Annotated in this window: 18 protein-coding genes; 15 read left to right on the forward strand and 3 right to left on the reverse strand. The window is 71.5% G+C overall.

Translation table 11 applies throughout. From position 1 onward, the window contains the following. Positions 1 to 7: 7 nt before the first annotated feature. Entirely contained in the window at positions 8 to 1639 is a 1632-nt protein-coding gene (locus tag QSK21_RS15305) for an ABC transporter permease (protein ID WP_285696435.1), read from the forward strand. A 105-nt stretch (positions 1640 to 1744) separates the two neighbouring features. Continuing rightward, on the forward strand, positions 1745 to 2962 hold the full coding sequence (locus tag QSK21_RS15310; RefSeq protein WP_285696436.1) for a zinc-dependent alcohol dehydrogenase: 1218 nt from the start codon (positions 1745 to 1747) through the stop codon (positions 2960 to 2962). A 32-nt stretch (positions 2963 to 2994) separates the two neighbouring features. Here QSK21_RS15310 and QSK21_RS15315 read toward each other — a convergent pair whose 3' ends face one another. After that, on the reverse strand, positions 2995 to 3741 hold the full coding sequence (locus QSK21_RS15315; RefSeq protein WP_285696437.1) for an SDR family NAD(P)-dependent oxidoreductase: 747 nt from the start codon (positions 3739 to 3741) through the stop codon (positions 2995 to 2997). 700 nt (positions 3742 to 4441) lie between these two features. Between QSK21_RS15315 and QSK21_RS15320 the strand changes: the two genes are divergently transcribed. From QSK21_RS15320 to QSK21_RS15330, 3 genes are all read left to right on the forward strand, one after another. Then, the gene (locus QSK21_RS15320) at positions 4442 to 5668 is read left to right on the forward strand and encodes a DegT/DnrJ/EryC1/StrS family aminotransferase (protein WP_285696439.1); all 1227 of its coding nucleotides are present in this window, start codon (positions 4442 to 4444) and stop codon (positions 5666 to 5668) included. A gap of 142 nt (positions 5669 to 5810) precedes the next feature. After that, on the forward strand, positions 5811 to 6815 hold the full coding sequence (locus QSK21_RS15325; protein ID WP_285696441.1) for an NAD-dependent epimerase/dehydratase family protein: 1005 nt from the start codon (positions 5811 to 5813) through the stop codon (positions 6813 to 6815). Between the two features lie 154 nt (positions 6816 to 6969). Then, positions 6970 to 8244 (forward strand): MFS transporter, encoded by a 1275-nt coding sequence (locus QSK21_RS15330; protein ID WP_285696443.1) that lies wholly within the window; start codon positions 6970 to 6972, stop codon positions 8242 to 8244. A gap of 25 nt (positions 8245 to 8269) precedes the next feature. Here QSK21_RS15330 and QSK21_RS15335 read toward each other — a convergent pair whose 3' ends face one another. Next, the gene (locus tag QSK21_RS15335; RefSeq protein WP_285696444.1) at positions 8270 to 9274 is read right to left on the reverse strand and encodes an amidohydrolase family protein; all 1005 of its coding nucleotides are present in this window, start codon (positions 9272 to 9274) and stop codon (positions 8270 to 8272) included. Between the two features lie 13 nt (positions 9275 to 9287). Beyond that, positions 9288 to 10394, reverse strand: a complete 1107-nt coding sequence (locus tag QSK21_RS15340; RefSeq protein WP_285696445.1) for a zinc-dependent alcohol dehydrogenase — start codon at positions 10392 to 10394, stop codon at positions 9288 to 9290. Between the two features lie 381 nt (positions 10395 to 10775). Here QSK21_RS15340 and QSK21_RS15345 point away from each other — a divergent pair, with 381 nt between their 5' ends. From QSK21_RS15345 to QSK21_RS15390, 10 genes are all read left to right on the forward strand, one after another. Beyond that, positions 10776 to 12359, forward strand: coding sequence for an ABC transporter substrate-binding protein (locus QSK21_RS15345; RefSeq protein WP_285696446.1), 1584 nt, complete (start codon positions 10776 to 10778; stop codon positions 12357 to 12359). A 40-nt stretch (positions 12360 to 12399) separates the two neighbouring features. Beyond that, positions 12400 to 13422, forward strand: a complete 1023-nt coding sequence (locus tag QSK21_RS15350) for an ABC transporter permease (RefSeq protein ID WP_285696447.1) — start codon at positions 12400 to 12402, stop codon at positions 13420 to 13422. Then, positions 13409 to 14278 (forward strand): ABC transporter permease, encoded by an 870-nt coding sequence (locus QSK21_RS15355; RefSeq protein WP_285696450.1) that lies wholly within the window; start codon positions 13409 to 13411, stop codon positions 14276 to 14278. The genes QSK21_RS15350 and QSK21_RS15355 overlap by 14 nt, the downstream gene beginning before the upstream one ends. Before the next feature lie 16 nt (positions 14279 to 14294). Further along, positions 14295 to 15449 (forward strand): ABC transporter ATP-binding protein, encoded by a 1155-nt coding sequence (locus QSK21_RS15360; protein ID WP_285696451.1) that lies wholly within the window; start codon positions 14295 to 14297, stop codon positions 15447 to 15449. Next, on the forward strand, positions 15446 to 16573 hold the full coding sequence (locus QSK21_RS15365) for an ABC transporter ATP-binding protein (protein WP_285696453.1): 1128 nt from the start codon (positions 15446 to 15448) through the stop codon (positions 16571 to 16573). The genes QSK21_RS15360 and QSK21_RS15365 overlap by 4 nt, the downstream gene beginning before the upstream one ends. Before the next feature lie 91 nt (positions 16574 to 16664). Further along, positions 16665 to 17774 carry an NDMA-dependent alcohol dehydrogenase gene (locus QSK21_RS15370; protein ID WP_285696455.1) on the forward strand — a complete coding sequence of 370 codons (1110 nt, stop codon included), beginning with the start codon at positions 16665 to 16667 and terminating at the stop codon, positions 17772 to 17774. A gap of 301 nt (positions 17775 to 18075) precedes the next feature. Beyond that, a complete protein-coding gene (locus QSK21_RS15375; RefSeq protein ID WP_285696457.1) occupies positions 18076 to 19551 on the forward strand; it encodes an aldehyde dehydrogenase family protein in 1476 nt (491 codons plus the stop codon). Continuing rightward, the gene (locus QSK21_RS15380) at positions 19535 to 20554 is read left to right on the forward strand and encodes an LLM class F420-dependent oxidoreductase (RefSeq protein ID WP_285696458.1); all 1020 of its coding nucleotides are present in this window, start codon (positions 19535 to 19537) and stop codon (positions 20552 to 20554) included. Before QSK21_RS15375 ends, QSK21_RS15380 begins: the two co-directional genes overlap by 17 nt. A 31-nt stretch (positions 20555 to 20585) precedes the next feature. Beyond that, positions 20586 to 21707, forward strand: coding sequence for an NDMA-dependent alcohol dehydrogenase (locus QSK21_RS15385; RefSeq protein ID WP_285696461.1), 1122 nt, complete (start codon positions 20586 to 20588; stop codon positions 21705 to 21707). Between the two features lie 34 nt (positions 21708 to 21741). Continuing rightward, positions 21742 to 23034, forward strand: coding sequence for a phenylacetate--CoA ligase family protein (locus QSK21_RS15390; protein WP_285696462.1), 1293 nt, complete (start codon positions 21742 to 21744; stop codon positions 23032 to 23034). The last annotated feature ends 10 nt before the right edge of the window (positions 23035 to 23044 follow it).

The following is a 23044-nucleotide window of genomic DNA, read 5'->3' on the forward strand; positions in this document are numbered from 1 at the left end:
GGAAACGATGAGCACCACCGAGCGGCCCGCCGTGGCGCACGAGGATCACAGGGTTCCGGGGGCGTTCGCGGGGACCGGCACGATGCTGCGGTTCCTGCTGCGCCGTGAGCGGTTCCTGCTGCCGTGGTGGCTGCTCGGCGCCACGTTCCTGTTCGCCTATCAGTCGGTGGGCAGCCAGAGCGTCTACGACACGCCGCAGGACCTGGCGAACCTGCGGGAGACGCTGGGCGCCAACGCGGCGGTCGTCGCGATGAGCGGGCCGCAGGAGCTGCTGGAGACGATCGGCGGCGAGGTGGTCTTCGAGGTCTTCGCGTTCCTGTCGGTCGTCGTCGCGCTGATGAACATGTTCCTGGTCGGGCGGCACACCCGTACCGAGGAGGAGACGGGACGGGCCGAGCTGATCCGCTCGGCGCGGGTGGGGCGGCGCGCCCCGGTGACCGCCGCGCTGTGCCTGGCGGCGATCGCCGACCTCGCGCTCGGGCTGCTGGTCGTCCTCGCCGGGATCGGCACCGGGCTGCCCGCGGGCGGATCGCTGGTCCTCGGCGCCGCCGTGGCCGTGGTCGGCCTGTTCTTCGCGGGGCTGGCGGCGGCGGCGATGCAGGTGTTCCAGGGCGCGCGGGCGGCCTACGGCTCCGTCGCCCTCGCCCTCGGAGCGGCGTTCGCGCTGCGCGCCATCGGCGACGTCGGCGGCGGGGCGGTGTCCTGGGCGTCCCCGATCGGGTGGGGGCAGCGCACGTTCCCCTACGTCGAGAACCGGTGGTGGCCCCTGCTGTTCCCGCTGGCCGGGGCGGCGCTGCTGGCGGCCGCCGGGTTCGCGCTGCTCGACCGGCGGGACTTCGGCGCCGGGCTGGTGGCGCAGCGGGAGGGGCGGCCGGCCGCGCCCAGGTCGCTGGGGTCCCCGCTCGGGCTGGCCTGGCGGCTGCAGCGCGGGACGCTCGCGGGATGGGCGGCCGGGCTTGCGCTGCTGGGCGTGGGCTTCGGGTCGATCGGCGACACCGTCACCGAGTTCGTCCAGGACAACCCGGAGGTCGCCGACTTCCTCGGCGGGCGGGCGAACCTGATCGACTCCTACTTCGCCTTCAGCTTTGTGGCGGTGGCCCTGCTCGCCGCGGCCTACGGCGTGGTGAGCGCGATGCGGCTGCGGGCCGAGGAGACCTCGGGACGCGCCGAGCCGATCCTGGCGACCAAGGTCAGCAGGCTGTGGTGGCTCTCGGGGCACCTGGTGGTGACGCTGGCGGGGACGCTGGCGCTGCTGGTGGTGTCCGGGCTCGGCATGGGCGTGGCCTACGCGCTGGCCGCCTCCGACCCCGGGCAGATCCCGCGGCTGATGGGGGCCTCGCTCGTCCACGTCCCGGCGGTCTGGCTGCTCGTCGGCCTCACCGTGCTGGGCCTGGGCTGGCTGCCCAGGGCCGCCGCCGCCGTGGCCTGGGTGGTGTTCGCGTACTGCGTGTTCATCGCGATGTTCTCCGACGCGATCGACCTTCCCGGCTGGACCAAGGCCGTCTCGCCCTTCGCCCACACTCCCGAGCTGCCCTTGGAGAGCCTCACCGCCACGCCTCTTGCCGTCACGGCGGCCGTGCTGGCGGCGTTGCTGGCGGGCGGCTATCTGGGCCTGCGGCGCCGCGATCTCGGCTACTGATCCGGGCCCGCCGATTCGTACATAAGTGTCAGACCCCTTCTTACGGGCACGAACGCGAACGAAGCACTGTGATCGCGATCGACCAACGCTTGGGGGAATGGGGTCATGAAGGCTGTGGTGTGGCGCGGTGTCGGGGACATCGCGATGGAGGACGTGCCCGACCCGCGGATCGAGGACGACGCGGACGCCATCGTGCGGATCACGGCGAGCGCGATCTGCGGGACGGACCTGCACGTCGTCCGGGGCACGGTGCCGGGGATGCGGCCCGGCACGATCCTCGGCCACGAGGCGGTCGGCGTGATCGAGCAGCTCGGCCCGCAGGTCCGCAACTTCGCGGTGGGCGACCGGGTGGTGGTCTGTTCCACGATCGCGTGCGGCCGCTGCGTCTACTGCCGGGCCGGCTACTACGCGCAGTGCGACGTGGCCAACCCCAACGGCCCGGCCGCCGGGACGTCCTTCTACGGCGGCCCCGAGCAGACCGGGCCCTTCGACGGGCTACAGGCGGAGTACGCGCGCATCCCGTACGCGCATACCAACCTGGTGCCGATCCCTCCGGGGGTCACCGACGAGCAGGCCCTGATGGTCAGCGACATCTTCCCGACCGCCTGGTTCGGCGCGCGGCTGGCCGAGGTCGCGCCCGGCGACGTGGTGATGGTGATGGGCGCGGGGCCGGTCGGGCAACTGGCCGCGCTGTCGGCCCGGATCCAGGGCGCCGGGCGCGTCCTGATCGCGGACGGCAACGCCGACCGGCTGGAGGACGCGCGGCTGCAGAACGCCGAGACCATCGACGTCAACATCGAGGACCCGGTCGCCGCCGCCCGGGAGCTGACCGGCGGCATCGGCCCCGACCGGGTGATCGAGGCCGTGGGGGTGGACGCCGAGACCGCGGAGGCCGGTCCGGCGGCGCACACCGGTGACGACCCGGCCACCAGGAGGTTCGCCGAGGAGGTGAGGCAGGTGGCGCCCCAGACCAACCCCCATGACGGGCAGTGGAAGCCGGGCGACGCTCCGAGCCAGGCGCTGCGCTGGGCGGTGGACGCGGTCGCCAAGGCCGGGACGATCGGGATCGTGGGCGTCTACCCGCCCTCCTTCGAGTCGTTCCCGATGGGCAAGGCGATGCAGCGCAACCTCACGATCAAGTCGGGCAACTGCAATCACCGCCGGTACGTCCCCGGGCTGCTCAGCAGGATCGCCGCGGGCCGCGCCGACCCCACCACCGTGGTCGCCCAGGAGGAGCCGATGTCCGACGTCATGCGGGCCTACGAGGCGTTCGACCGCCGCGAGCCCGGCTGGACGAAGGTCGTGCTGGAGGTGGCGGGCTGAGAGGCGGGCCGAGAGCTGGGCCGAGAGGTGGGCTAGGAGAGGGTCGTGCCGCCGTTGACGGTGAGGGTCTGGCCGGTGATGAACGCGGCGCGGTCGGAGGCCAGGAACGCCACCGCCTCGCCGATGTCGGAGGGGGATCCCAGGCGCCCCAGCGGGACGTCGCGGGCGTACTCCTCCCTCAGCGAGGCGGGGATGCCCTGGTGCCGGTCGGTGGGGATCCACCCCGGCGCGACGAAGTTGACGGTGATGCCGTGCGGGCCGAATTCGCGCGCCCAGCTGTGGGCGAGCCCGAGCTGGGCCGACTTCGCCGCGACGTAGGCGCTGGATTTCGGCGGGCCGAGATGGACCACGTCGGACCCGATGTGGACGATGCGCCCGTGGCCGCGCTCCTTCATTCCGGGCACGACCTTCCGGACGAGCAGGAGCGGGCTCTTGACAAAGAACTCCATCTGGGCGAGAACGTCCGCCCAGCGCAGTTCCTCGACGGGGATATCCGGCTGCGGCCCGGTGGCGTTGAGCACCAGGACGTCGATCGCGCCGAAGGTCTCGCGCACGCTGTCGCACAGGCGGCCGACGTCGTCCTCGTCGGTGACGTCGGCGCGGAAAAGCTCGGCGCGTCCGCCGGCGGCGGTGATCCGCTCGCGCAGGGACGCGGCGGCGGCGCTGTCACGCCGGTAATTGAGCGCGACGTTCAGTCCGTCGCGGGCGAGCGCGGCCGAGACCGCGGCGCCGAGGCCGCGTGAGGCGCCGGTCACCAAGGCCGTCCTTGGACGGGTCATGAGCCCAGATTAACAGGCGGTTTCCAAGGAAACGCAATGCCCCTTCGCCGGACCCGGTCACTGAGAATAAATAGCCATTGTTTTGCTTGGGTGACGCTTTTCGTGGCGGTGCTGTTGCCGATATTTCCAGTGGTTATTGCCGTACCGGATCGTGGTGTCCCGGGGTGAGATCGTGCTCACCCGGGCGGGGGTGCGAACCGCGCCCGCTGGTCAAGTCTTCGCAGGACATGGGCGGACGTCAGCGGTGATATCCCGCGATTGGACCGGCTGGTGATATTTCCTGATCTTATCTGACATGTTCTGGTACGGGGGCGTGGCCGGTAATATCGCGCCTTCACCGGGGAAGAACGTCGAACGCATTCGATCGACGACCTCCGGAACATCGTTTCTTTACGTTGGCCTGGATGAGTGGCGCCGACCGCGAGACCCGGGTTACTATTTTCTTCCCCGCGATCGATACCGGTCGACATGACAGTCCTCTTAACATCGAGGTGCGGGAGTGGTCGGGGCCGGGAATGAATGATCTCGGCCGCGGCCGTAACTACAGATTGGATTTGCCTTCACAGGTCCGGCGCCGGTCGCGTTGGGCGGGCGCGCCCTCGAGGGGCCTTCGAGGGTTCACGCGGCTGCGTATTCGACCCGCGACACCCATATCGCGCACTGGATTACAGCTGTCAGATCAAGGGAGAGGAGTGCCGGCATGACCTACGTGGTCCCCTACAGCGGGATCTCCAACAGGCCGGGCGACGAGGAGATCAAGGCCGTGACCCAGGCGCTGACCCAGGACACCCTGGCGATGGGTCCCTGCGGCAAGGAGTTCGAGGCACGGCTGGGCGACTTCCTGGGCGCCCGCCATGTCCAGGCCACCAGTTCCTGCACCACGGCGCTGTTCCTGGCCGCACAGGTGCTGGAGCTCCAGCCGGGCGACGAGGTGATCACCACGCCCCAGACGTTCTGGGTGACCACCTGGCCGCTCCAGGCCCGCGGCTGCGTGATCAAGTTCGCCGACATCGACCCCGACAGCCTGAACATCGACCCGGCCACGATCGAGCCGCTGGTCACCGAGCGCACCAAGTCGATCTGGGTCGTCCACTACGGCGGCCAGGCCGTCGACATGGACCCGGTGATGGAGATCGCCAGGCGGCACGGGCTGACCGTGGTCGAGGACTGCGCCCATGTCGCCGGCGGCACCTACAAGGGCAGGGCGCTGGGCACCATCGGCGACATCGGCTGCTTCAGCTTCCACTCGCTCAAGAACATGACCACTGGCGAGGGCGGGGCGTTCGTCACCCGTGACGACCGGTACGCCGAGATGGCCCGCGCGCTGGGCACCATCCATGTGTGGGGCCCGATGCGCGAGCGCGACGAGCCCGCCATCGGCCCGTACCGGCAGCCCGCGTACTACCGCGACGCGCACGTGCTGCGGTCCTACACCCACGACTACGTGGACGGGCGCTACCTGGTCGGCAACAACTTCCGGATGAGCGAGCTGAGCGCCGCGCTGGGCATCGTCCAGCTCGGCAAGCTGGACCGGCTCAACGGGCGCCGCCGCGAGATCGCCCACCGGCTGGACGAGGGGATCCGGGACGTCCCGGGCATCCGCGTCCAGAACGAGAAGCCCTACGCACGCCACGTCTACCACCTGTACACGCTGTTCTACGACCCCGAGACCGTCGGCGCGCCCAAGGACGACTTCATCAAGCACCTGCAGGAAGAGGAGGGCATCGAGATCGTCGTCCGGTACTTCCCGATCCACCTGCTGCCCGAGTTCCGGTCCCTGGGACACCGCTACGGCGAGTGCCCGGTCGCCGAGCGGACCTACTTCGAGCACCAGATCCAGCTCCCCATCTATGACCACCTGACCGACGCGCAGGTGGAACACATGATCGGCGCGGTGCACCGCGGGGTCGCCGCACTGCGCAGCTGAGACGGGCCGCCCGGGCCCGCGAGGGCCCGGTGCGCGCGGCCGTCCCGAAGAGCGGCCGCCGATCGAGGGTCCCGTCTTCTCCCAATCCTGTCTTCGTACCCCCGTGCGCCCTGAAACGGGCGCACAGACCAGGAGTCTCATCATGGACACAACATCGCCGGAGACCGCCGCCCGGAACGACACCGTCGCCGTCACCGGAGGGTCGGGCTTCGTCGGCGGCCATCTGGTCTCGGCGCTGGCCGGCCAGGGCAGGAGGGTGGTCGTCGTCGATCTGGACGAGCCCTCGCCCGAGCTGGCCGCCCTGCCCGGCGTCTCGTACCGGCGGGCCGACCTGCGCGACTACGGGGAGACGCTGCTCGCGCTGCGCGGCGTCGACACCGTCTTCCACCTGGCGGGCAACGCCAGCGGGACGCGCTCGGTCCAGTACCCCAGGTTCGACTTTCAGATCAACGGACTTGGAACGTGCCATGTCGGCAACGCCTGCGTCGAGATGGGCGTGCGGCGGCTGGTCTACATGTCCTCCGCCATCGTGTACGGAACGCCGCAGCGCTTCCCCATCGACGAGGAGCACCCGACCCGCCCGTTCCTGCCGTACGGGGCCTCGAAGTTCTCCGGCGAGCTGACCCTGCGCAGCCTGCACGAGGCGGTCGACCTGTCCGTGGTGATGGGCCGCTGCTTCGTCATCTACGGGCCCGGCGAGGACCCGCGCACCGCCGGCGGCGAGGTCTCCCAGTTCATGCGCTGGCAGCTCAACGACCTGCCGATCCCGGTCGTCGGCGACATCGACCGCAAGACCCGCGACTTCGTGCACGTCTCCGACGTCTGCGCCGCGCTGATCGCGATGGCCGAGAACGGGACGCCGGGCGAGGCGTACAACATCGGCAGCGGGACGGAGACGTCCATGCGCCAGCTCGCGGACGCCGTGGCCACCGCCACCGGCCGCCCGGCCCGGCTGAAGGCCGACACCTCCCAGATGGAGGACAGCTTCCGCCTGGTGGCCGACATCTCCAAGCTCCGCGGCATCGGATACCGGCCCGCCGTCACGCTGGCGCAGGGCCTGGAGTCCCTCGCCGGCGCGCTCGGCCCCTTCCCCGAGCTCCCGACCGCGACGGTCGCCTTCCGCCGCGAGGCCGTCGAGCAGACCTGAGCGCCGCGCGCTCGAAACCCCGCCCGGCGGGCCCGGACCAGGACCCGCTGAGCGGGCTCCGACGCCGCCCGGCAGGATCCGGATCCTGCCGGGCGGACCCGGCCCTCGGGGCGGCTCCGGATCCATTCCAGGACTCGATCACCAGGGGTACACCATGCTCGAACGCAGGGCCGACGGCGGCGCGCGCACCGCGGACGACGGCGCGACCGGCGACCAACCCCCCGGGACGGGCGCCGTCCCGGTCCCGTCCGGCAAGAGGTCGGTGCGGGCCTCCGTCGGCGCCGTCTTCTTCGCCAACGGCGCCGCGTTCTCCACCTGGGCGGCCCGCGTCCCCGCCGTGCGGGACGGCCTCGGCCTGTCGCCCGGTGACCTGTCGGTGGCGCTGACCGGCCTGGCCGTGGGCGCCATCGTGGGCCTGCCGCTGGCGGGCGCGCTGGTCGCGCGGTTCGGGAGCAGGCGGGTGCTGGCCGGTGCCGTGCTGTATCTCGGGGCGCTGCCGCTGGTGGCGATGGCGCCCCAGCTCGTCTACCTCACCGCGATGCTGGCCCTGTTCGCGATCGGCAACAGTGCCCTCGACGTCGCCATGAACACCCAGGGCGCCCTGGCCGAGCGGGCGTTCCAGCGTCCCCTCATGGGCGGCTTCCACGCCATGTTCAGCCTGGGCGGTGTCATCGGCGCGGGGATCGGCGGCCTGGCCGCGCACGCGGGGGTGGACGTCCACCTGCACTTCCTGGCGGCCACGGTCGTGCTGCTGGCGGTGTGCCTGGTCGCCGCGAGGCTCCTGCCGCACGACCCGCCCTCGGGCCGGCCCGCGGACCGGCAGATCGCGCTGCCCGTGCGCGGGCTGTGGGCGCCCGGCGCCATCGCCTTCTGCGCGCTGATGGCCGAGGGGCTGATGAACGACTGGGGGTCGGTGTACCTGCACGACGTCGCCCACGTCACGCACTTCACGGCGGCGGCGGGCGTCGCGGTCTTCTCCGCGGGGATGGTGACGGGCCGGCTGGCGGCCGACCGGATCCGCGCGCAGATGCGTCCCGACCGGTTCCTGCGCGGCTGCGCCCTGGTCGCCGCGTCCGGCGCCGCCCTCGCCGTCACCCTGCCCTGGGAGTGGACGGGCCTGGCCGGCTACATCCTGATCGGGCTGGGGCTGGCGGCCATCATCCCGGTGACCTTCAGCCACACCGCCGGGCGCTTCCCGGACAAGCCGGGCGCCTCGATCGCCGCGGTCTCGACGGTCGGCTACGTCGGGTTCCTGGTCGGCCCGCCGGTGATCGGCCTGGCCGCCGAGTCGGCCGGGCTGCGCGCGGTCATGGCCGTCTTCCTGGCGCTCATGGTGTCGCTGATGTGCCTGACCCCCGCGGTGCGTCCCGCCGTGCCGGGGGACGCACCGGAAAGGGAACGGGTCAGGACGCGCGGGGACGGGCGTTGAGCCCGTCCAGCGGGCGCGCCGGCTCTCAGGCCGGAGGCTCGACGCCCAGGAAGCGGAAGGCGTTGTGCCAGGTGATGTCCTCCAGTACGGCGTCGGGCAGGTCCATGGTGCGCAGCGAGCGGCCGGCGGGCTCCTCGCGCGGCATCGCGGGGAAGTCCGAGCCGACCAGGATCCGGTCGTGCCCGAGCAGGTCGATGATGTACCGCAGCGCCCGCCTGTCGAACACCATCGAGTCGTAGTAGAACCGGCGCGCGTACTCCAGCGGTGACGGGCCGTCGTCCGGCATGACGGCGCGCTCCTTGACGGGCGGCTCCTCGTTCCACGTGCCGCCCCAGAAGTACTGGGCGCGCGGCACCATCAACGGGAAGCCGCCCGCCGCGTGGCTGAACGAGATCCGCAGGTCCGGGCATCGGGCCGCCGTGCCGCCGGTGATCAGCGACGCGGCGGCCAGCGCGCCCTCCAGGCCCACCACGTAGGTGCCCATCGCGGCCCTGGGCAGCCGGTCGGTCGGGGTCGGCAGCGCGTGCACGAAGATCGGCAGGTCGAGCCGCTCGGCCTCCTCGAAGAACGGCAGGAACCGCTCGTCGCCGATGGACGCGCCGTTCACGTTGGAGGCGATCTCGACGCCGTGCAGCCCCGCCTCGCGGATGGCGGTCAGCTCCTTGGCCGCCGTCTCCGGGTCCTGCATCGGCACCAGCCCGAACCCGATCAGCTTGGACGGGTCGGCCGAGCACAGGGCGGCGGTGGCCTCGTTGATGTGCCGGGCCAGCGACAGCGCGTCGGGCAGCGGCAGGTCGTAGCGCAGCAGCGGCGGCATGGGCGTCAGCACCTCGACGTCCACCCCGGACGCGGCCATCTCCTCGATCCTGCGCTCGGCCTCGAAGAACACGTCCCGGGCCGTGAATCTCACGGCGCCGAACAGCAGCGTGCGCGCGGTGTCCCCGTCGATGGGCTCCATCTTCGGGAAGCACTCGGGGGCGTCCGCCGGGTAGTCGCGGGGCAGCAGGTGGGCGTGCGCGTCGACGAGCATTCGGGGCCTCCGGTCAGCCGTTGGGGTGGATGGAGACGTGGATCGCCTCCTCGCCGGGCACCTCGCCGGCCAGCGTCTCGATGGCCCGCGCGCAGTCGTCCAGCCCGAAGGTGTGGGTGTGCATCCGCTCCAGCGGGAACCGGCCGGACTCGATGATCGCGATCGCCTCCTCGTTGGCGCGGGCGTCCACCCCGAACGCGCCGACCACGTTGAGCGCCCGGTTGATGATCAGGTCGGTGCGCAGCGGGATCTCCTTGCCGCCCTTCAGCCCGGCCAGCACCACCCGGCCGCCGTGCCGGGCGGCCAGCAGCGCGTCGGTCACCGGCTGCGCGGCCATCGGGGTCAGCTCCAGGACGACGTCCGCCATCGCGCCGTCGGTGATCTCGCGGACCCGCTCGACGGTGTCCTCCCCGCCGTCACCGTCCACCGTGATCGTGTGGTCGGCGCCGAACTCGCGGGCCAGCGCCAGCTTGTGCGCGTCCGCCTCCAGCCCGGTGACGATGATCGTCCCGGCGCCGGCGGCGCGCGCCGCGACGACGCAGGCCAGGCCGCGCTGCCCGGCGCCCAGCACCAGCACGGTGTCGCCGAGGCCGACGCCGCCGAGGTGCGCCGCCCAGCGCACCCCCGCGCCGAGCGGGTTGTACATGGCCGCGACCTCGGCCGGCAGATTCTTGTCGATCTTGTGGACGACCGTGCCGGGCGATAGGTACAGGTACTCGGCGAACCCGCCCCACAGCGCCGGCTCCAGGTCGATGGGACTCACGCCGTGCCCGGCCCTGCGGTTGGGACAGGACTGGTAGCGGCCGGTGAGGCAGTGCTGGCAGTAGTGGCACGGCACGATGACCTCCAGCGCCACCCGGTCGCCCGGCTGCACGCCCCACCGCGCCGCGGCCTCGTCGCCGATCTCCTCGATGATGCCCAGCGGCTCGTGCCCGGGGATCGTCGGCTTGGTGCGGTCACGGCCCAGATGGCCCCGGTAGGTCTCGACGTCGCTGCCGCAGATGCCGTTGGCCTCGACGCGCAGCAGCCCGTCGTCCGCTCCGATCGTGGGACGGGGGAACTCGCGTATCTCGATCTTTCCCGGGCCCACCTGGACGGCGGCGCGGACGGTCTCTCCCATGGCAGGCGGCCTTTCTTCGGGGGTGGATCTCGGGCGGCGGCTCGGGGCGCGCGGCGCGGGTGCGAACCGGCCGGCCGTCCCCACCCTGTCCCGCTCCCGCGGCCGGACGCGACGGGGGTTTCGCGTCACGGAAACCGAGGTCGCCGCCCGGGTGGCGGCCGGGCGCTTGTCTTCCGTCCCACGAAAGGGCGCTATGCCAGCCAGGGGCCGTGTGGTGACCTCGCCCTAAGCGCATCAGTGAGCCAGGCCACATTGGGGGGTGGGCGGGCTCCATCTCCGAGGTCCCCGGCCCTCCGCCCGGGCCCTCCGCGGAACCGACAACGGTCATTGCGTCTCGGTCACTGAAGCAGGAGGACGCAGGTGAGAAGAAAGATCCAGCTGATGGCTGGACTCCTGGCGGTGGCGCTCGCCGCCACCGCGTGCAGCCAGCAGGGAGCCTCCACCGAGGGCTCCCCGTCCGCCGGACCCCCGCAGCGGGGCGGCCAGATCACGGTCCTCAAGGACGCCTCCTTCGACGGCAGCTGGCCGTCGGGACTCGACCCCGCCACCAACACCACGGGCGGGGCCAACATCGCCCAGATGGCGGCGATCTACGGCGGGCTGTTCGTCATCTCCGCCAACCCGGACGGCACCGGCGCGAAGGTGGTGCCCCACCAGGCCGAGAGCTACCAGGTCCTGGACCAGGGCAGGACCCTCAAGATCAAGATCCGGCAGGGCATCAAGTTCACCGACGGCACCCCGTTCGACGCCGAGGCGGTGCGGTTCAACATCGACCGCAACATGAAGTCCACCTGCACCTGCCGGCCGATCTGGCAGCTCGCCAAGAACGGCATCAGCACCGAGGGCAGCGACACCGTGGTGCTGCGCTTCACCCAGCCCACCGCGTCGGCGATCAACAACATCCCCATCTCCAACGTCAACTGGATCGTCTCGCCGGCCGCGCTGAAGCGGATGGGCGAGGCCAAGTTCCGGGTCACCCCGGTCGGCGCGGGACCGTTCAAGGTCGTGTCCAACCGGCTCAGCTCGGAGCTGGTGCTGGAGCGCAACCCCGACTACTTCAAGAAGGGCCTGCCCTACCTCGACCGGCTGACCTTCAAGTCGATCGGCGGGGACCAGGCCGCCTACCAGGCGCTGCTGGCCGGCCAGGCGGATGCGTTCGAGGGGATGACCACCACCCCGCTGCTGGACCAGGCGACCAAGAACGACAGGCTCACCGTGACGGTGCAGCCGCCGACCTCCCCGTACGTCATCCAGCTCAACACCCAGATCGCGCCGTTCAACAACGAGAAGGCGCGGCAGGCGATCTACTACGCGACGGACTTCCAGGCGATCGCGCGGGGCGTGTTCAAGGGCAGGTTCCCGGTGAGCCAGACCTTCACCGCGCCCGGCGGGCTCTTCCACCACAAGGAGGGCGTGCCCGGCTACCGCACCTACAACCTGAACGAGGCCAAGCGGCTCGTGCAGGAGGTCGGCGGCATCACCGTCACGCTGGGCACGCTGGGCGACTACGTCGCGCGGCAGGTGAACATCGCACTACAGACCCAATGGCGGCAGGCCGGCATCAACGTCAAGATCGAGGACTACCAGCTGAATCGGCTGGTCGAGGCGTTCAACAGCGGTAAGTGGCAGGCGATGCTCCAGACCGCCGGGGCGTGGGATCCCGCCGCGGGCGTCGGCGTCGCGTTCCGGTTCGCCTCCACCTCGCCGTTCACCGGCGTGAAAGACCCGAAGCTGGACCAGATGCTGAACCAGGCCGCGGCCGAGGTCGACCCGGCCAAGCGGGACAAGCTGTACGCCGACGCCGGCAAGTACATCAGCGACAAGGCGTACGCGCCGTTCGGCCTCGCCTTCGCCCCGGCCAACCTGGCGGTCAAGGGCGTGTACGGCCCGGGTCTCACCACCAAGATCCCGCCGCTGGTCGTCAACTCCGGCATCCTCTGGGACGAGGTCTGGAGGGCCAAGTGACCGTGCCGAAGACGCACCGGGCGACCGGGCGGGAGGCGCAGTGACGGCGGTCGTCGCCAAGCGGCGGACGGGCGACCGGGGCATCTGGGCCCAGATGCTCCGGTCGCCCGCCGTGCGGCTGGTGGTCAAGAGGCTCCTGCTCGCGATCCCCATCATGCTGGGGGTCACCATCCTGACCTTCTGGGTGATCAACCTGATCCCCGGCAACCCGGCCCAGGCGCTGCTGGGCCCGGAGGCCACCCCGGACCAGATCCGGGCGATGGAGATCCAGATGGGGCTCGACCGCCCGGCCCACGAGCGGTATCTGGAGTGGCTCGGCGGCGCGGTCCAGGGCGACCTGGGCACGTCCCTGATCAACCGGCAGCCGGTGGCCACGCAGATCGTCGACCGGCTGGCGGTGACCGGTGAGCTGGTCACGCTGACGCTGGTCGGCGCGCTGGCGTGCGCGGTGCCGCTGGCGCTGGTCGCGGCGCGCAGGCCCGGCGGCCCGTTCGACCGGCTGGTCACCGTCGTCAACGTGACCGGCCTGTCGATGGCCAACTACGTGCTCGCCCTGCTGCTGGTGCTGGTGTTCTCCGTCACGCTCGGGGTGCTTCCGGCCATCGGGTTCGTGCCGCTGACGGAGAGCGTCGGGCGCAACCTCAGCTCGATGGTCCTGCCGTCCGTCGCGCTCGGCTTCCCGCTCATGTGCGTGTACACCCGCTTCCTGCGCGCCGACCTGGTGGACCAGATGCAGGGCCAGGACTACGTCGTCACCGCACGGGCCAAGGGCGTCAACCCCTGGCAGGTCCTGGTGCGGCACGCCCTGCGCAACTCCTCCTACGGCCTGATCGCGCTGGTCGGGCTGAACATGGGCACGCTGATCGGCGTCACCGTGATCATCGAGCAGATCTTCGCGCTGCCCGGGACCGGGCAGTTGCTGCTCTCGGCCATCAACTCCCGCGACGTCGTGCTCATCCAGGGCGTGGTCGTGTTCTTCGCCGTGGTGACGGTGCTCGGGAACCTCGCGGCCGACCTGCTCCAGACCGTTCTCGACCCGAGGATCCGCTATGGCGATCGCTGAGACCGCGCCGGCCGTCACCGCACCGGCCGCGGAGGCGCCGCGGCGCGCGTGGGTGCGGCGGCTGGGCGTCCTCATCCCCGCCGGGCTGGTCGCGCTGGTGGCCCTGGCCTGCTTCCTGGGGCCGCTGGTGCTGCCGATCCCGAAGCCGACCGGCGGCAACATCGTGGACGCCTACCTGCCGTCCTTCTCCGCCGGGCACCTGCTCGGCACCGACCCCAACGGCAACGACATCCTGGCGCGCATCCTGTACGGCGGGCGCAACTCGCTGACCGTGGCGATCGCGGTGAACGTGATCGGCATGGCGATCGGCGGCTCGTTCGGCGCGCTGTCGGCGTACTTCGGCGGCACCACCGACATGCTGATCATGCGCGTGTTCGACGTGCTCATCGCGTTCCCCTCGCTGGTGCTGATCCTGGCGGTGGCGCAGAGCCTGGGCCCGAGCCGGATCAACACGATCCTGGCGCTGGGGTTCTTCAGCATCCCGGCGATGGCCCGTATCGCGCGGGCCGCCACGCTGAGCCTGTGCGAGCAGCCGTTCATGGCGGCGGCGAAGCTGTGCGGCACGCCCACCTGGCGGATGCTGCTGCGGCACATCGCGCCGAACGTGGCGCCGCAGCTCCTCACGTTCAGCATCCTCGGCATGGGTCTGATCATCGTGATCGAGGGGGCGCTGAGCTTCCTCGGCCTGGGCATCGCCCCGCCCGCGCCGAGCTGGGGAAACATGATCTCCGAAGGGCAGGCGAGCCTGTCGGCGACGCCGATGCTGGTGATCTGGCCCAGCCTGATGCTCTTCATCACCGTGCTGGCCTTCAACCTGCTGGGCGACGCCCTGCGCTCGCGATGGAGTTCCCGATGAACCGATGGAGTCGCCCATGAGCTCCGCCCCAGACGCCGCCCCCGGCACCAGCCGGCGACTGCTCGAGGTGCGGGACCTGCGGGTCACCTTCACCCAGGGCGCCCGCCTGGTGCACGCCGTCAACGGGCTGTCGTACACGCTGGACGAGGGCGAGATCCTCGCGATCATCGGTGAGTCGGGGTCGGGCAAGACCGTCGCGTCCCGGACGCTGATGGGGCTGCTGCCGCCCTCCGCGCGGATCTCCGGATCGGTGCGGTTCGACGGCGACGAGCTGATCGGGCTGCCGGAGCAGGCCATCAGGCGCTACCGCGGCTCGGAGATCGCGATGGTGTTCCAGGACCCCGCGCGCTCACTGAACCCGACCATGAAGATCGGCACGCAGATCACCGAGGCGATCCGCCGGCACTCCGACCTGGATCGGGACGCGGCGAAGAAGCGCGCGATCGAGCTGCTCAAGCTGGTGCACCTCCCGGCGGCCGAGCGCCGCTTCCACGAGTACCCGCACCAGATGTCCGGCGGGATGCGGCAGCGGGTGGTGATCGCGATCGCGCTGGCCGGGGAGCCCCGGCTGCTGATCGCCGACGAGGCCACCACCGCGCTGGACGTGACCACCCAGGCGCAGATCATGGAGCTGCTGCTGGACCTGCGCGAGCGGCTCGGCATGGCGATCGTCCTGATCAGCCACGACCTGGGCCTGGCGGCCAGCTACGCGCAGCGCGTGGTGGTGATGTACGCGGGCCGCGCGGTCGAGTACGCCTCCGCCGACCTGCTGTTCGCCGACGTGCGGATGCCGTACACGCGGGCGCTGCTCGGCGCCATCCCGCTGCTGGACCGCCCGCCGCACGGGGAGCTGCCGGTGATCTCCGGGCAGCCGCCGGACCCGGCCGCGCTGCCGGACGGCTGCCCGTTCCGGCCGCGCTGCGATCTGGCGACCGACAGGTGCGCCGAGGCGCCGCCGTTCCAGGAGCACGAGCCCGACCACTGGTGGGCGTGCTGGAACACCGCGGCGGCCGTCCCGGCGTCGGCGACCCCGAGCGCTGGCGGCGGAGCCGTTCGGGGGGTCTGGGGGACCGCCCCCAGAAATGACACGAGCGCCGGCGGCGGAGCCGTTCGGGGGGTCTGGGGGACCGCCCCCAGAGATGACACCAGCGAGGACGGAGCAGGCCGATGACCGCCCCCGTGAACGTCTCCAAGAACGCTTCCAAGGACGTCTCGAAGGAGAGGGACGAAGCCAAGGCCCCCGCGGGCCTTGAGGGTCTGGAGCCGCGCGCCCCCGGTGAGCCGCTTCTGGAGGTGCGCGACGTCGTCCAGGAGTTCGCCGTACGCGGCCCCGGCGGCGTCAAGGGAGCCGTGGTGCACGCGGTGTCGAACGTGTCGTTCGACATCGCCGGCGGGGAGACCCTGGGCATCGTCGGCGAGACGGGCTCGGGCAAGTCCACGCTGGCCCGGTCGATCATTCAGGAGCCGCGCCCGAAATCGGGCGAGGTGCACCTGCTCGGCACGGACCTGATGCGGCTGCGCCGCAAGGCCCTCACCCGGGCGCGGCGCCACGTCCAGATGGTCTACCAGGACCCGTTCGGCTCCCTGAACCCCAAGTGGCGCGTCACCGAGCTGGTCGAGGAGCCGCTGGTCGGGTACGGCGTCAAACCGGCGGAGAAGCGCCGCCGGCGGGTCGCCGAGCTGCTCGACCTGGTCGGCCTCGACCCGTCGGTGTACGGCAGGCGGCGCCCGCACGAGCTGTCGGGCGGCCAGTGCCAGCGCGTCGCCATCGCCCGCGCCATCGCGCTGAACCCGGCGCTGGTCGTCTGCGACGAGCCGGTGGCCTCGCTGGACGTGCTGATCCAGGCGCAGGTGCTCAACCTGTTCGAACGGCTGCGCTCGGAGCTGGGCCTGTCGTACCTGTTCATCTCGCACGACATGGCGCTGGTCAAGCAGGTCAGCGACCGGGTGGCGGTGATGCACCTCGGACAGATCGCCGAAATCGGCCCGTCCGAGGTCCTGTACCGCAAGCCCCTGCACCCCTACACCTCGGCGCTGCTCAACTCCATCCCCGGGCTCGACCCGGCCACCGGGAAGGTGCGCCGCCCGGCGCCGCCGCCCGGCGAGCCGCCGTCGCCGATCGACCCGCCCAGCGGCTGCCGGTTCCGCACCCGCTGCCCGTTCGCCCAGGACCGGTGCGCCACCGAGACGCCGCCGCTGCGCGAGGTCGGGCCCCGGCGGCAGGTCGCCTGCCATTTCCCGCTCGACGGGGAGGCCGGCGACGCCACGCCGCCCCCCGCGGCTTCCGCGTCATGAAAGAGATATCGATCCCATGGTCGCCCGCTCTGCATAGTCATAGTGAGAACGGCGAGCCGGCCGGCGACCGGAACAATGGAACGAGGCTCCAATGGGAATGATCACCCGAGCCGCGATCTGCCGGGAGCCCGGCAGGCCGTGGGAGATCGCCGACGTCGAGCTGGACGAACCGAAGGCCAACGAGATCCGCATCAAATTCATGGCGGCCGGACTCTGCCATTCCGACGACCATATCCAGAAGGGCGACGCACCCATGCGGATGCCCGTCGTGGGTGGTCACGAGGGTGCCGGCATCGTGGACGCGGTCGGTGAAGGGGTGACCAGGGTCGCGGTCGGTGATCATGTGACCTGCTCCTTCATTCCGGCCTGCGGTTCGTGCCGTTACTGCTCGACCGGACGGCAGAATCTGTGCGACGCCGGATTGAACGCGGGCACCGGAATGTTCCCCGACGGCACGTTCCGCTTCCATCTCGACGGCGAGGATCTGGGCGGGCTGTGCGTTCTTGGAACGTTCTCCCAGTACGCGGTCGTCTCCGAGTTCTCCGCCATCAGGATCCCCGATGACATTCCGTTCGACGTGGCCGCTCTGGTGGCCTGCGGGGTGCCGACCGGCTGGGGCTCGGCGGTGTACGCCGCGGGCGTCCGGCCGGGCGACACGGTGGTGATCTACGGCGCCGGGGGAGTGGGCAGCAACGCGGTGCAGGGCGCCCGGTTCGCCGGGGCCAAGAACGTGATCGTGGTGGACCCCGTCCCGTTCAAGCGGGAGATGGCCGAGGTGTTCGGCGCCACCCACACCTTCGCCGACGCCGCCAAGGCGCACGACTTCGTCGTCGAGACCACCTGGGGCGAGCTGGCCGACCACGCGATCATCACGGTCGGGGTGCTGCACGACGAGGTGATCCACAACGCGCTGAACGTGGTCGGCAAGAGCGGCCAGGTGACCATCACCGCGGTCGGCGGCGGCACGCTGGACGTCCACCCCGGCATGCTGATCGGCTACCAGCGGCGGGTGCAGGGCGCCATCTACGGCGGTTGCCGCCCGCTGCACGACGTGCCCCGCCTGCTGGGCCTGTACCGCTCGGGCGACCTCAAGCTCGACGAGCTGATCACCCGCCGCTACCGGCTGGACGAGGTCAACCAGGGTTACCAGGACATGCTGGACGGCAAGAACGTCCGCGGCGTGATCATCCATGAACACTGACGGCGGAGCCGTTCTGGGGGTCTGGGGGATCGCCCCCAGGGGTGGCAGGGGCACTGACGGCGGAGCCGTTCTGGGGGTCTGGGGGACCGCCCCCAGGGGCGGCACGGGCACTAGCGGCGGAGCCGTTCTGGGGGTCTGGGGGACCGCCCCCAGGGGCGGCACGGGCACTAGCGGCGGAGCCGTTCTGGGGGTCTGGGGGATCGCCCCCAGGGGTGGCACGGGCACTGACGGCGGAGCCGTCCGGAACGTCTGGGGGATCGCCCCAGGAACGACACGAGCATTGAGGGCCTAGGGAGCAGGCATGACGACCGTGCTGTCCGATGCGGCGAAGGACGCGCTGCGGGTGGACAACGCCCATCTGATCGGCGGCGAGTGGGTTCCCGCCAGGAGCGGTGAGACCATCGAGGTGATCAACCCGGCGACCGGGGAGACGCTGGCGCATGTGCCGCGGGGCACCGCGGAGGACGTGGACGACGCCGTGCGCGCGGCCACGGCCGCGTTCCCCGCGTGGCGCGACACCAGCGCCACCGCGCGGGCCGAGCTCATCATGAAGTGGGTGCGGCTCATCCAGGAGCATGAGACCGAGCTGGACCGGTTGGAGTCGCAGGACGTCGGCAGGCCGCACTGGGGCCCGATCGCGCCGATCAGGATCCTGACGTTCATCGCCGGGCAGGCCGACAAGGTGCTCGGCACCTCGATGCCGACGCACTCCCCGGACGTGATCGGGCTGACGCTGCGCGAGCCGTACGGCGTGGTCGGCAGCGTCATCCCGTGGAACGCGCCCGCGGCGATGTTCTCCAACGACGTCGGCGCGGCCATCGCGGCCGGCAACACCATCGTGATCAAGCCCGCGGAGGACGCGCCGCTGGCCCCGCTGGCGCTGGCCAAACTGGCGATGGAGGCCGGCATCCCGGCCGGGGTCGTCAACGTCGTCACCGGGTACGGGCCCGAGGCCGGCGCCGCCATCCCCGCGCACCCCGGCGTCCACCGGATGAGCTTCACCGGCTCGCCGCAGACCGGCCAGGCGGTGATGGAGGCGTGCGCCAAGAACCTCACCCCGCTGCATCTGGAGCTGGGCGGCAAGTCCCCGCAGGTCGTCTTCGACGACGCCGACCTGGACGCCGCGATCCCCGCGATCGTCGCCGGCATCACGCTGAACACCGGCCAGGTGTGCGCCGCCGGGTCCCGCGTCGTGGTGGACCGGAGCGTCCACCAGGAGGTCGTGCGCCGGCTGGCCGAGCGGATGAAGCAGGTCAAGGTGGGGCCGTGGCACAAACCGGTGCAGATGGGCCCGCTGATCAACGCCAAGCAGCACGACCGCGTGATGGGCTACGTGCGGCTGGGCCAGGAGGAGGGCGCCGAGCTGGTGCTGGGCGGCGGCGTGCCGTCCGGCGAGGAGTTCGAGCGCGGCTACTTCGTGGAGGCCACGCTGTTCGACCAGGTGCGGCCGGACATGCGGATCGCCCAGGAGGAGATCTTCGGCCCGGTCCTCGCGGTGATCCCGTTCGACGGCGAGGCCGAGGCGCTGGAGGTGGCCAACGGCACCGAGTACGGGCTCGTCGCCTCCGTGTGGACGCGGGACGTCGGGCGCGCGGTGCGGATGTCGCGCGGCATCCAGGCGGGCCAGGTGGCGGTGAATGCGGCGCTCGGTCCCGGTGTGATCGGCGCGCCGTTCGGCGGCTACAAGCGCAGCGGCTTCGGCCGGACCATGAGCGCGGACGCGGTCAAGGAGTACACGCACGTGAAGGCGGTGTCGCTTCGTGGCACCGCGCTCTGACGACCGAGACGCGGGCGAGGCCCGCGAGGCCGGGGCCACCACGGGGGTCCGGCTCCGCGTCCTGATGGAGCCCCGGCACGGGGCCCGGTACGACGAGATCCTCGCGCTCGCCCTGGCCGTCGAGGAGGCCGGGTTCGACGCGTTCTTCCGCTCCGACCACCTGTTCGGCGTGGACCCCGAGGACCGGACGTTCCGCCCGACCGACTGCTGGACGACGATCGGCGGGCTCGCCAGGGACACCCGGCGGGTGCGGCTCGGCGCGCTGATGGGCGCGGCCACGTTCCGCCACCCGGGCCTGCTCGCCAACATCGTCGCGTCCGCGGACGAGATGAGCGGCGGCCGGGTCGAGCTGGGCCTGGGCACCGGCTGGTACGAGCGCGAGCACGAGGCGTTCGGCATCCCGTTCCCCCCGACGGCCGGTGAGCGGTTCGACCGGTTCGAGGAACAACTGGCCATCATCAAGGGGCTGTGGACCGTCCCGGAGGACGACACGACGGGCTTCTCCTTCGACGGCGTCCACTGGCAGGTGAAGAACAACCACGCGCCGCCCCGTCCCACGCAGTCGCCGCACCCCCCGATCCTGATCGGAGGGTCCGGGCCCAAGCGCACCCCCGCGCTGGCCGCCCGCTACGCCGACGAGTTCAACACGGCGCTGGGCGACGACGACGCGGTACGGGAGCGGCACGAACGCTTCTCCCGGGCCTGCGAGGCGATCGGCCGCGACCCCGCCGAGGCGCGCCGGTCCTCGGTGGTGCCGGTCGCCTGCGGGACCACCAAGGACGAGGTGGACCGGCGGGCGGAGATCATCGGCTCGGACTTCATGCGGAGGCACGCGGCGATCGGCTCCCCCGAGCTGGTCACCGAGCGCATCGCGGCCCTGGCCGCTCTCGGCGCGGACACCGTCTACCTGCACATCTATGACATCCACGATTTGGACCACATCGCGCTGATCGGCGCCGAGGTACTGCCGCACACGGCGTCCATGAAGGTCGGAGCGCCATGAGCACTGCGTTACTACGAGCAGGGAGGACGCGATGAGCACGCTCACCACCCACGCCGCCATCGCCCGCGAGCCGCACCTCGGCTGGGAGCTGGCCGACCTCCGTCTCGACCCGCCCAAGGAACACGAGGTGCGGGTCAGGTTCCACGCGGCGGGATTGTGCCACTCCGACCACCACATCACCAAGGGCGACGCCCGGGTGCGGCTGCCCGTCGTCGGCGGGCACGAGGGCGCCGGAGTCGTGGAGTCCGTCGGCCCGCACGTGCGGCGGGTCAAACCGGGCGACCGCATCGTCTGCTCCTACATCCCCGCGTGCGGCGCGTGCCGGCCCTGCTCGACCGGGCATCAGAACATGTGCGTCAAGGGCCTGAACGCGGGCACCGGCATGTTCCTCGACGGCACGTTCCGGTTCCACCTGGACGGCGAGGACCTGGGCGGGTTCTGCACCCTGGGCACGTTCTCGCAGTACGCGGTGGTGTCGGAATGGGCGTGCATCCCGCTGCCCGACGACATCCCGTTCGAGATCGGCGCGCTCGTCGGGTGCGGCGTGCCGACCGGCTGGGGCTCCGCGGTGTACGCGGCCGGCGTCCGCGCCGGCGACACCGTGGTGATCTTCGGTGCGGGCGGCGTGGGCAGCAACGCCGTGCAGGGCGCGCGGTACGCGGGCGCCAAGAACGTGGTGGTCGTGGACCCCGTCGAGTTCAAGCGGGACATGGCCAAGACGTTCGGGGCCACGCACGCCTTCGCCACGGCGGGCGAGGCGCACGACTTCGTCGTCGAGACCACCTGGGGGCAGCTGGCCGACCACGTCATCTGCACCCCCGGCGTGGTCACCCAGGAGATCGTCGAGGCGGCCGTGCTGATGACCGGCAAGGGCGGCAAGGTCACCATCACCGCCGTCGGCAAGGCCACCGAGAAGGCCGTCCACATGCGCGCCGGCCTGCTCATCAGCTACCAGCGGCAGGTGCGCGGCGCCCTGTTCGGCGACTGCAACCCGCTGTACGACGTCCCGAAACTGCTCGGCCTCTACCGGGCCGGCGACCTCAAACTGGACGAGCTCATCACCCGCAAGTACCGGCTCGACCAGGTCAACGACGCCTACCGGGACCTGGAGGAAGGCAAGAACATCCGCGGCGTCATCGTCCACGAGCACTGAACGTCGGCGCTCCCACCGTCCGGAAGGAACTCTCGTGAGCAAGCCTGGCTTCGTCGCCGATGAGGACAGGGACGCCGTGACGGCGATGCTCCGCGCGCAGTTGGAGGGCCTGCCCGCGCGCTCCCCGTTCTACGCCGACCTGTTCGCCGCGCACGGAGTGGACGCCGGCGCGCTGGAGTCCCTGGACGACCTGCGCAAACTACCGTTCACCGGCAAGCAGGAACTGCGCGAGTCGCAGGCGGCGGCGCCCCCGCTCGGCCGGCACGCCGGCGTGGACCTCACCGAGGTGATCCGGGTGCACGCCTCCACCGGCACCACCGGAACGCCGAGCTGGGTCGGGGTCACCCGGCGCGACTCGGAGGCGTGGACCGAAATGGTGGCGCGGGCGTTCCGCACCATGGGCGCCACACGCGAAGACGTGGTGCTGCACGGCGCGGGCCTGACGCTGTTCGTCGGCGGGCTGCCGATCCGGGACGCCATCGAACGGATCGGCAGCACGATGGTCCCGATCGGGACGGGCGCCTCGGAGAAGGCCGTGCTGGCGCTGGAGACCCTCGGGATCACGGCGCTGCACGCCACCCCCTCCTACGTCCGCTACCTCGCCGAGTACATCAGGGAGCGCAAGGGCCGCGACCCCCGCGAGTTCGGCATACGGAAGATCTTCGTGGGCGGCGAGCCCGGCGGCGGCGAACCCGCGTTCCGCGCCCACGTGGAACGCGAGTGGGGCGGCAAGGTCACCGAGGGCCTGGGCAACGCCGACATGGCCCCCGTGCTGTTCGGCGAGGCCCCCGGCACCGACGGCATGCGCTTCACCGGCGGCCGCCACGTGGTGGTGGAACTCATCGACCCGGACACCGGTGAACCCGTCGACCCCGAACCCGGCGCCACCGGCGAACTCGTCTACACCTCCGTGGACCGCGAATGCTGCCCGCTGGTCCGGTTCCGCACCAGGGACCGGATCGTGGTCACCGGCCTCGCGCACGACGGAGCCCCGCTGATCCGCTGCGTGGGACGCACCGACGACATGCTCATCGTCCTGGGCGTCAACGTGTTCCCCACGGCGGTCCGCGACCTCGTCCAAACCCTCCACCCCCGCACCAGCGGAGTCGTGCAGATCATCCGGCCCGACCGCAGCGGCCACCGCGTCGACCCGCCGCTGCGCGTCGAAGCGGAATGGGGCGCCGAACCCGGCGACCACGACACGCTGCGCCGCGACATCGAGGACCTGATCAGAACGCGGCTGACGGTGCCCGCGGCGGTGACGCTCGTCCCACCCGGCACCATCGCCCGCTCGGAGATGAAGTCCCAGCTGACCCGCGTCGAATGACCGGGCCGAC

It is taken from the genome of Actinomadura sp. NBRC 104412, assembly GCF_030269515.1.
GTDB lineage: Bacteria > Actinomycetota > Actinomycetes > Streptosporangiales > Streptosporangiaceae > Spirillospora.

Coding starts and splice junctions, on each gene's coding strand:
- QSK21_RS15345 (WP_285696446.1), top strand. CDS start 10,776: ATGGCTGGACTCCTGGCGGTGGCGCTCGCCGCCACCGCGTGCAGCCAG.
- QSK21_RS15360 (WP_285696451.1), top strand. CDS start 14,295: ATGAGCTCCGCCCCAGACGCCGCCCCCGGCACCAGCCGGCGACTGCTC.
- QSK21_RS15315 (WP_285696437.1), bottom strand. CDS start 3,741: ATGACCCGTCCAAGGACGGCCTTGGTGACCGGCGCCTCACGCGGCCTC.
- QSK21_RS15355 (WP_285696450.1), top strand. CDS start 13,409: ATGGCGATCGCTGAGACCGCGCCGGCCGTCACCGCACCGGCCGCGGAG.
- QSK21_RS15375 (WP_285696457.1), top strand. CDS start 18,076: ATGACGACCGTGCTGTCCGATGCGGCGAAGGACGCGCTGCGGGTGGAC.
- QSK21_RS15340 (WP_285696445.1), bottom strand. CDS start 10,394: ATGGGAGAGACCGTCCGCGCCGCCGTCCAGGTGGGCCCGGGAAAGATC.
- QSK21_RS15320 (WP_285696439.1), top strand. CDS start 4,442: ATGACCTACGTGGTCCCCTACAGCGGGATCTCCAACAGGCCGGGCGAC.
- QSK21_RS15325 (WP_285696441.1), top strand. CDS start 5,811: ATGGACACAACATCGCCGGAGACCGCCGCCCGGAACGACACCGTCGCC.
- QSK21_RS15335 (WP_285696444.1), bottom strand. CDS start 9,274: ATGCTCGTCGACGCGCACGCCCACCTGCTGCCCCGCGACTACCCGGCG.
- QSK21_RS15310 (WP_285696436.1), top strand. CDS start 1,745: ATGAAGGCTGTGGTGTGGCGCGGTGTCGGGGACATCGCGATGGAGGAC.
- QSK21_RS15370 (WP_285696455.1), top strand. CDS start 16,665: ATGGGAATGATCACCCGAGCCGCGATCTGCCGGGAGCCCGGCAGGCCG.
- QSK21_RS15330 (WP_285696443.1), top strand. CDS start 6,970: ATGCTCGAACGCAGGGCCGACGGCGGCGCGCGCACCGCGGACGACGGC.
- QSK21_RS15305 (WP_285696435.1), top strand. CDS start 8: ATGAGCACCACCGAGCGGCCCGCCGTGGCGCACGAGGATCACAGGGTT.
- QSK21_RS15365 (WP_285696453.1), top strand. CDS start 15,446: ATGACCGCCCCCGTGAACGTCTCCAAGAACGCTTCCAAGGACGTCTCG.
- QSK21_RS15385 (WP_285696461.1), top strand. CDS start 20,586: ATGAGCACGCTCACCACCCACGCCGCCATCGCCCGCGAGCCGCACCTC.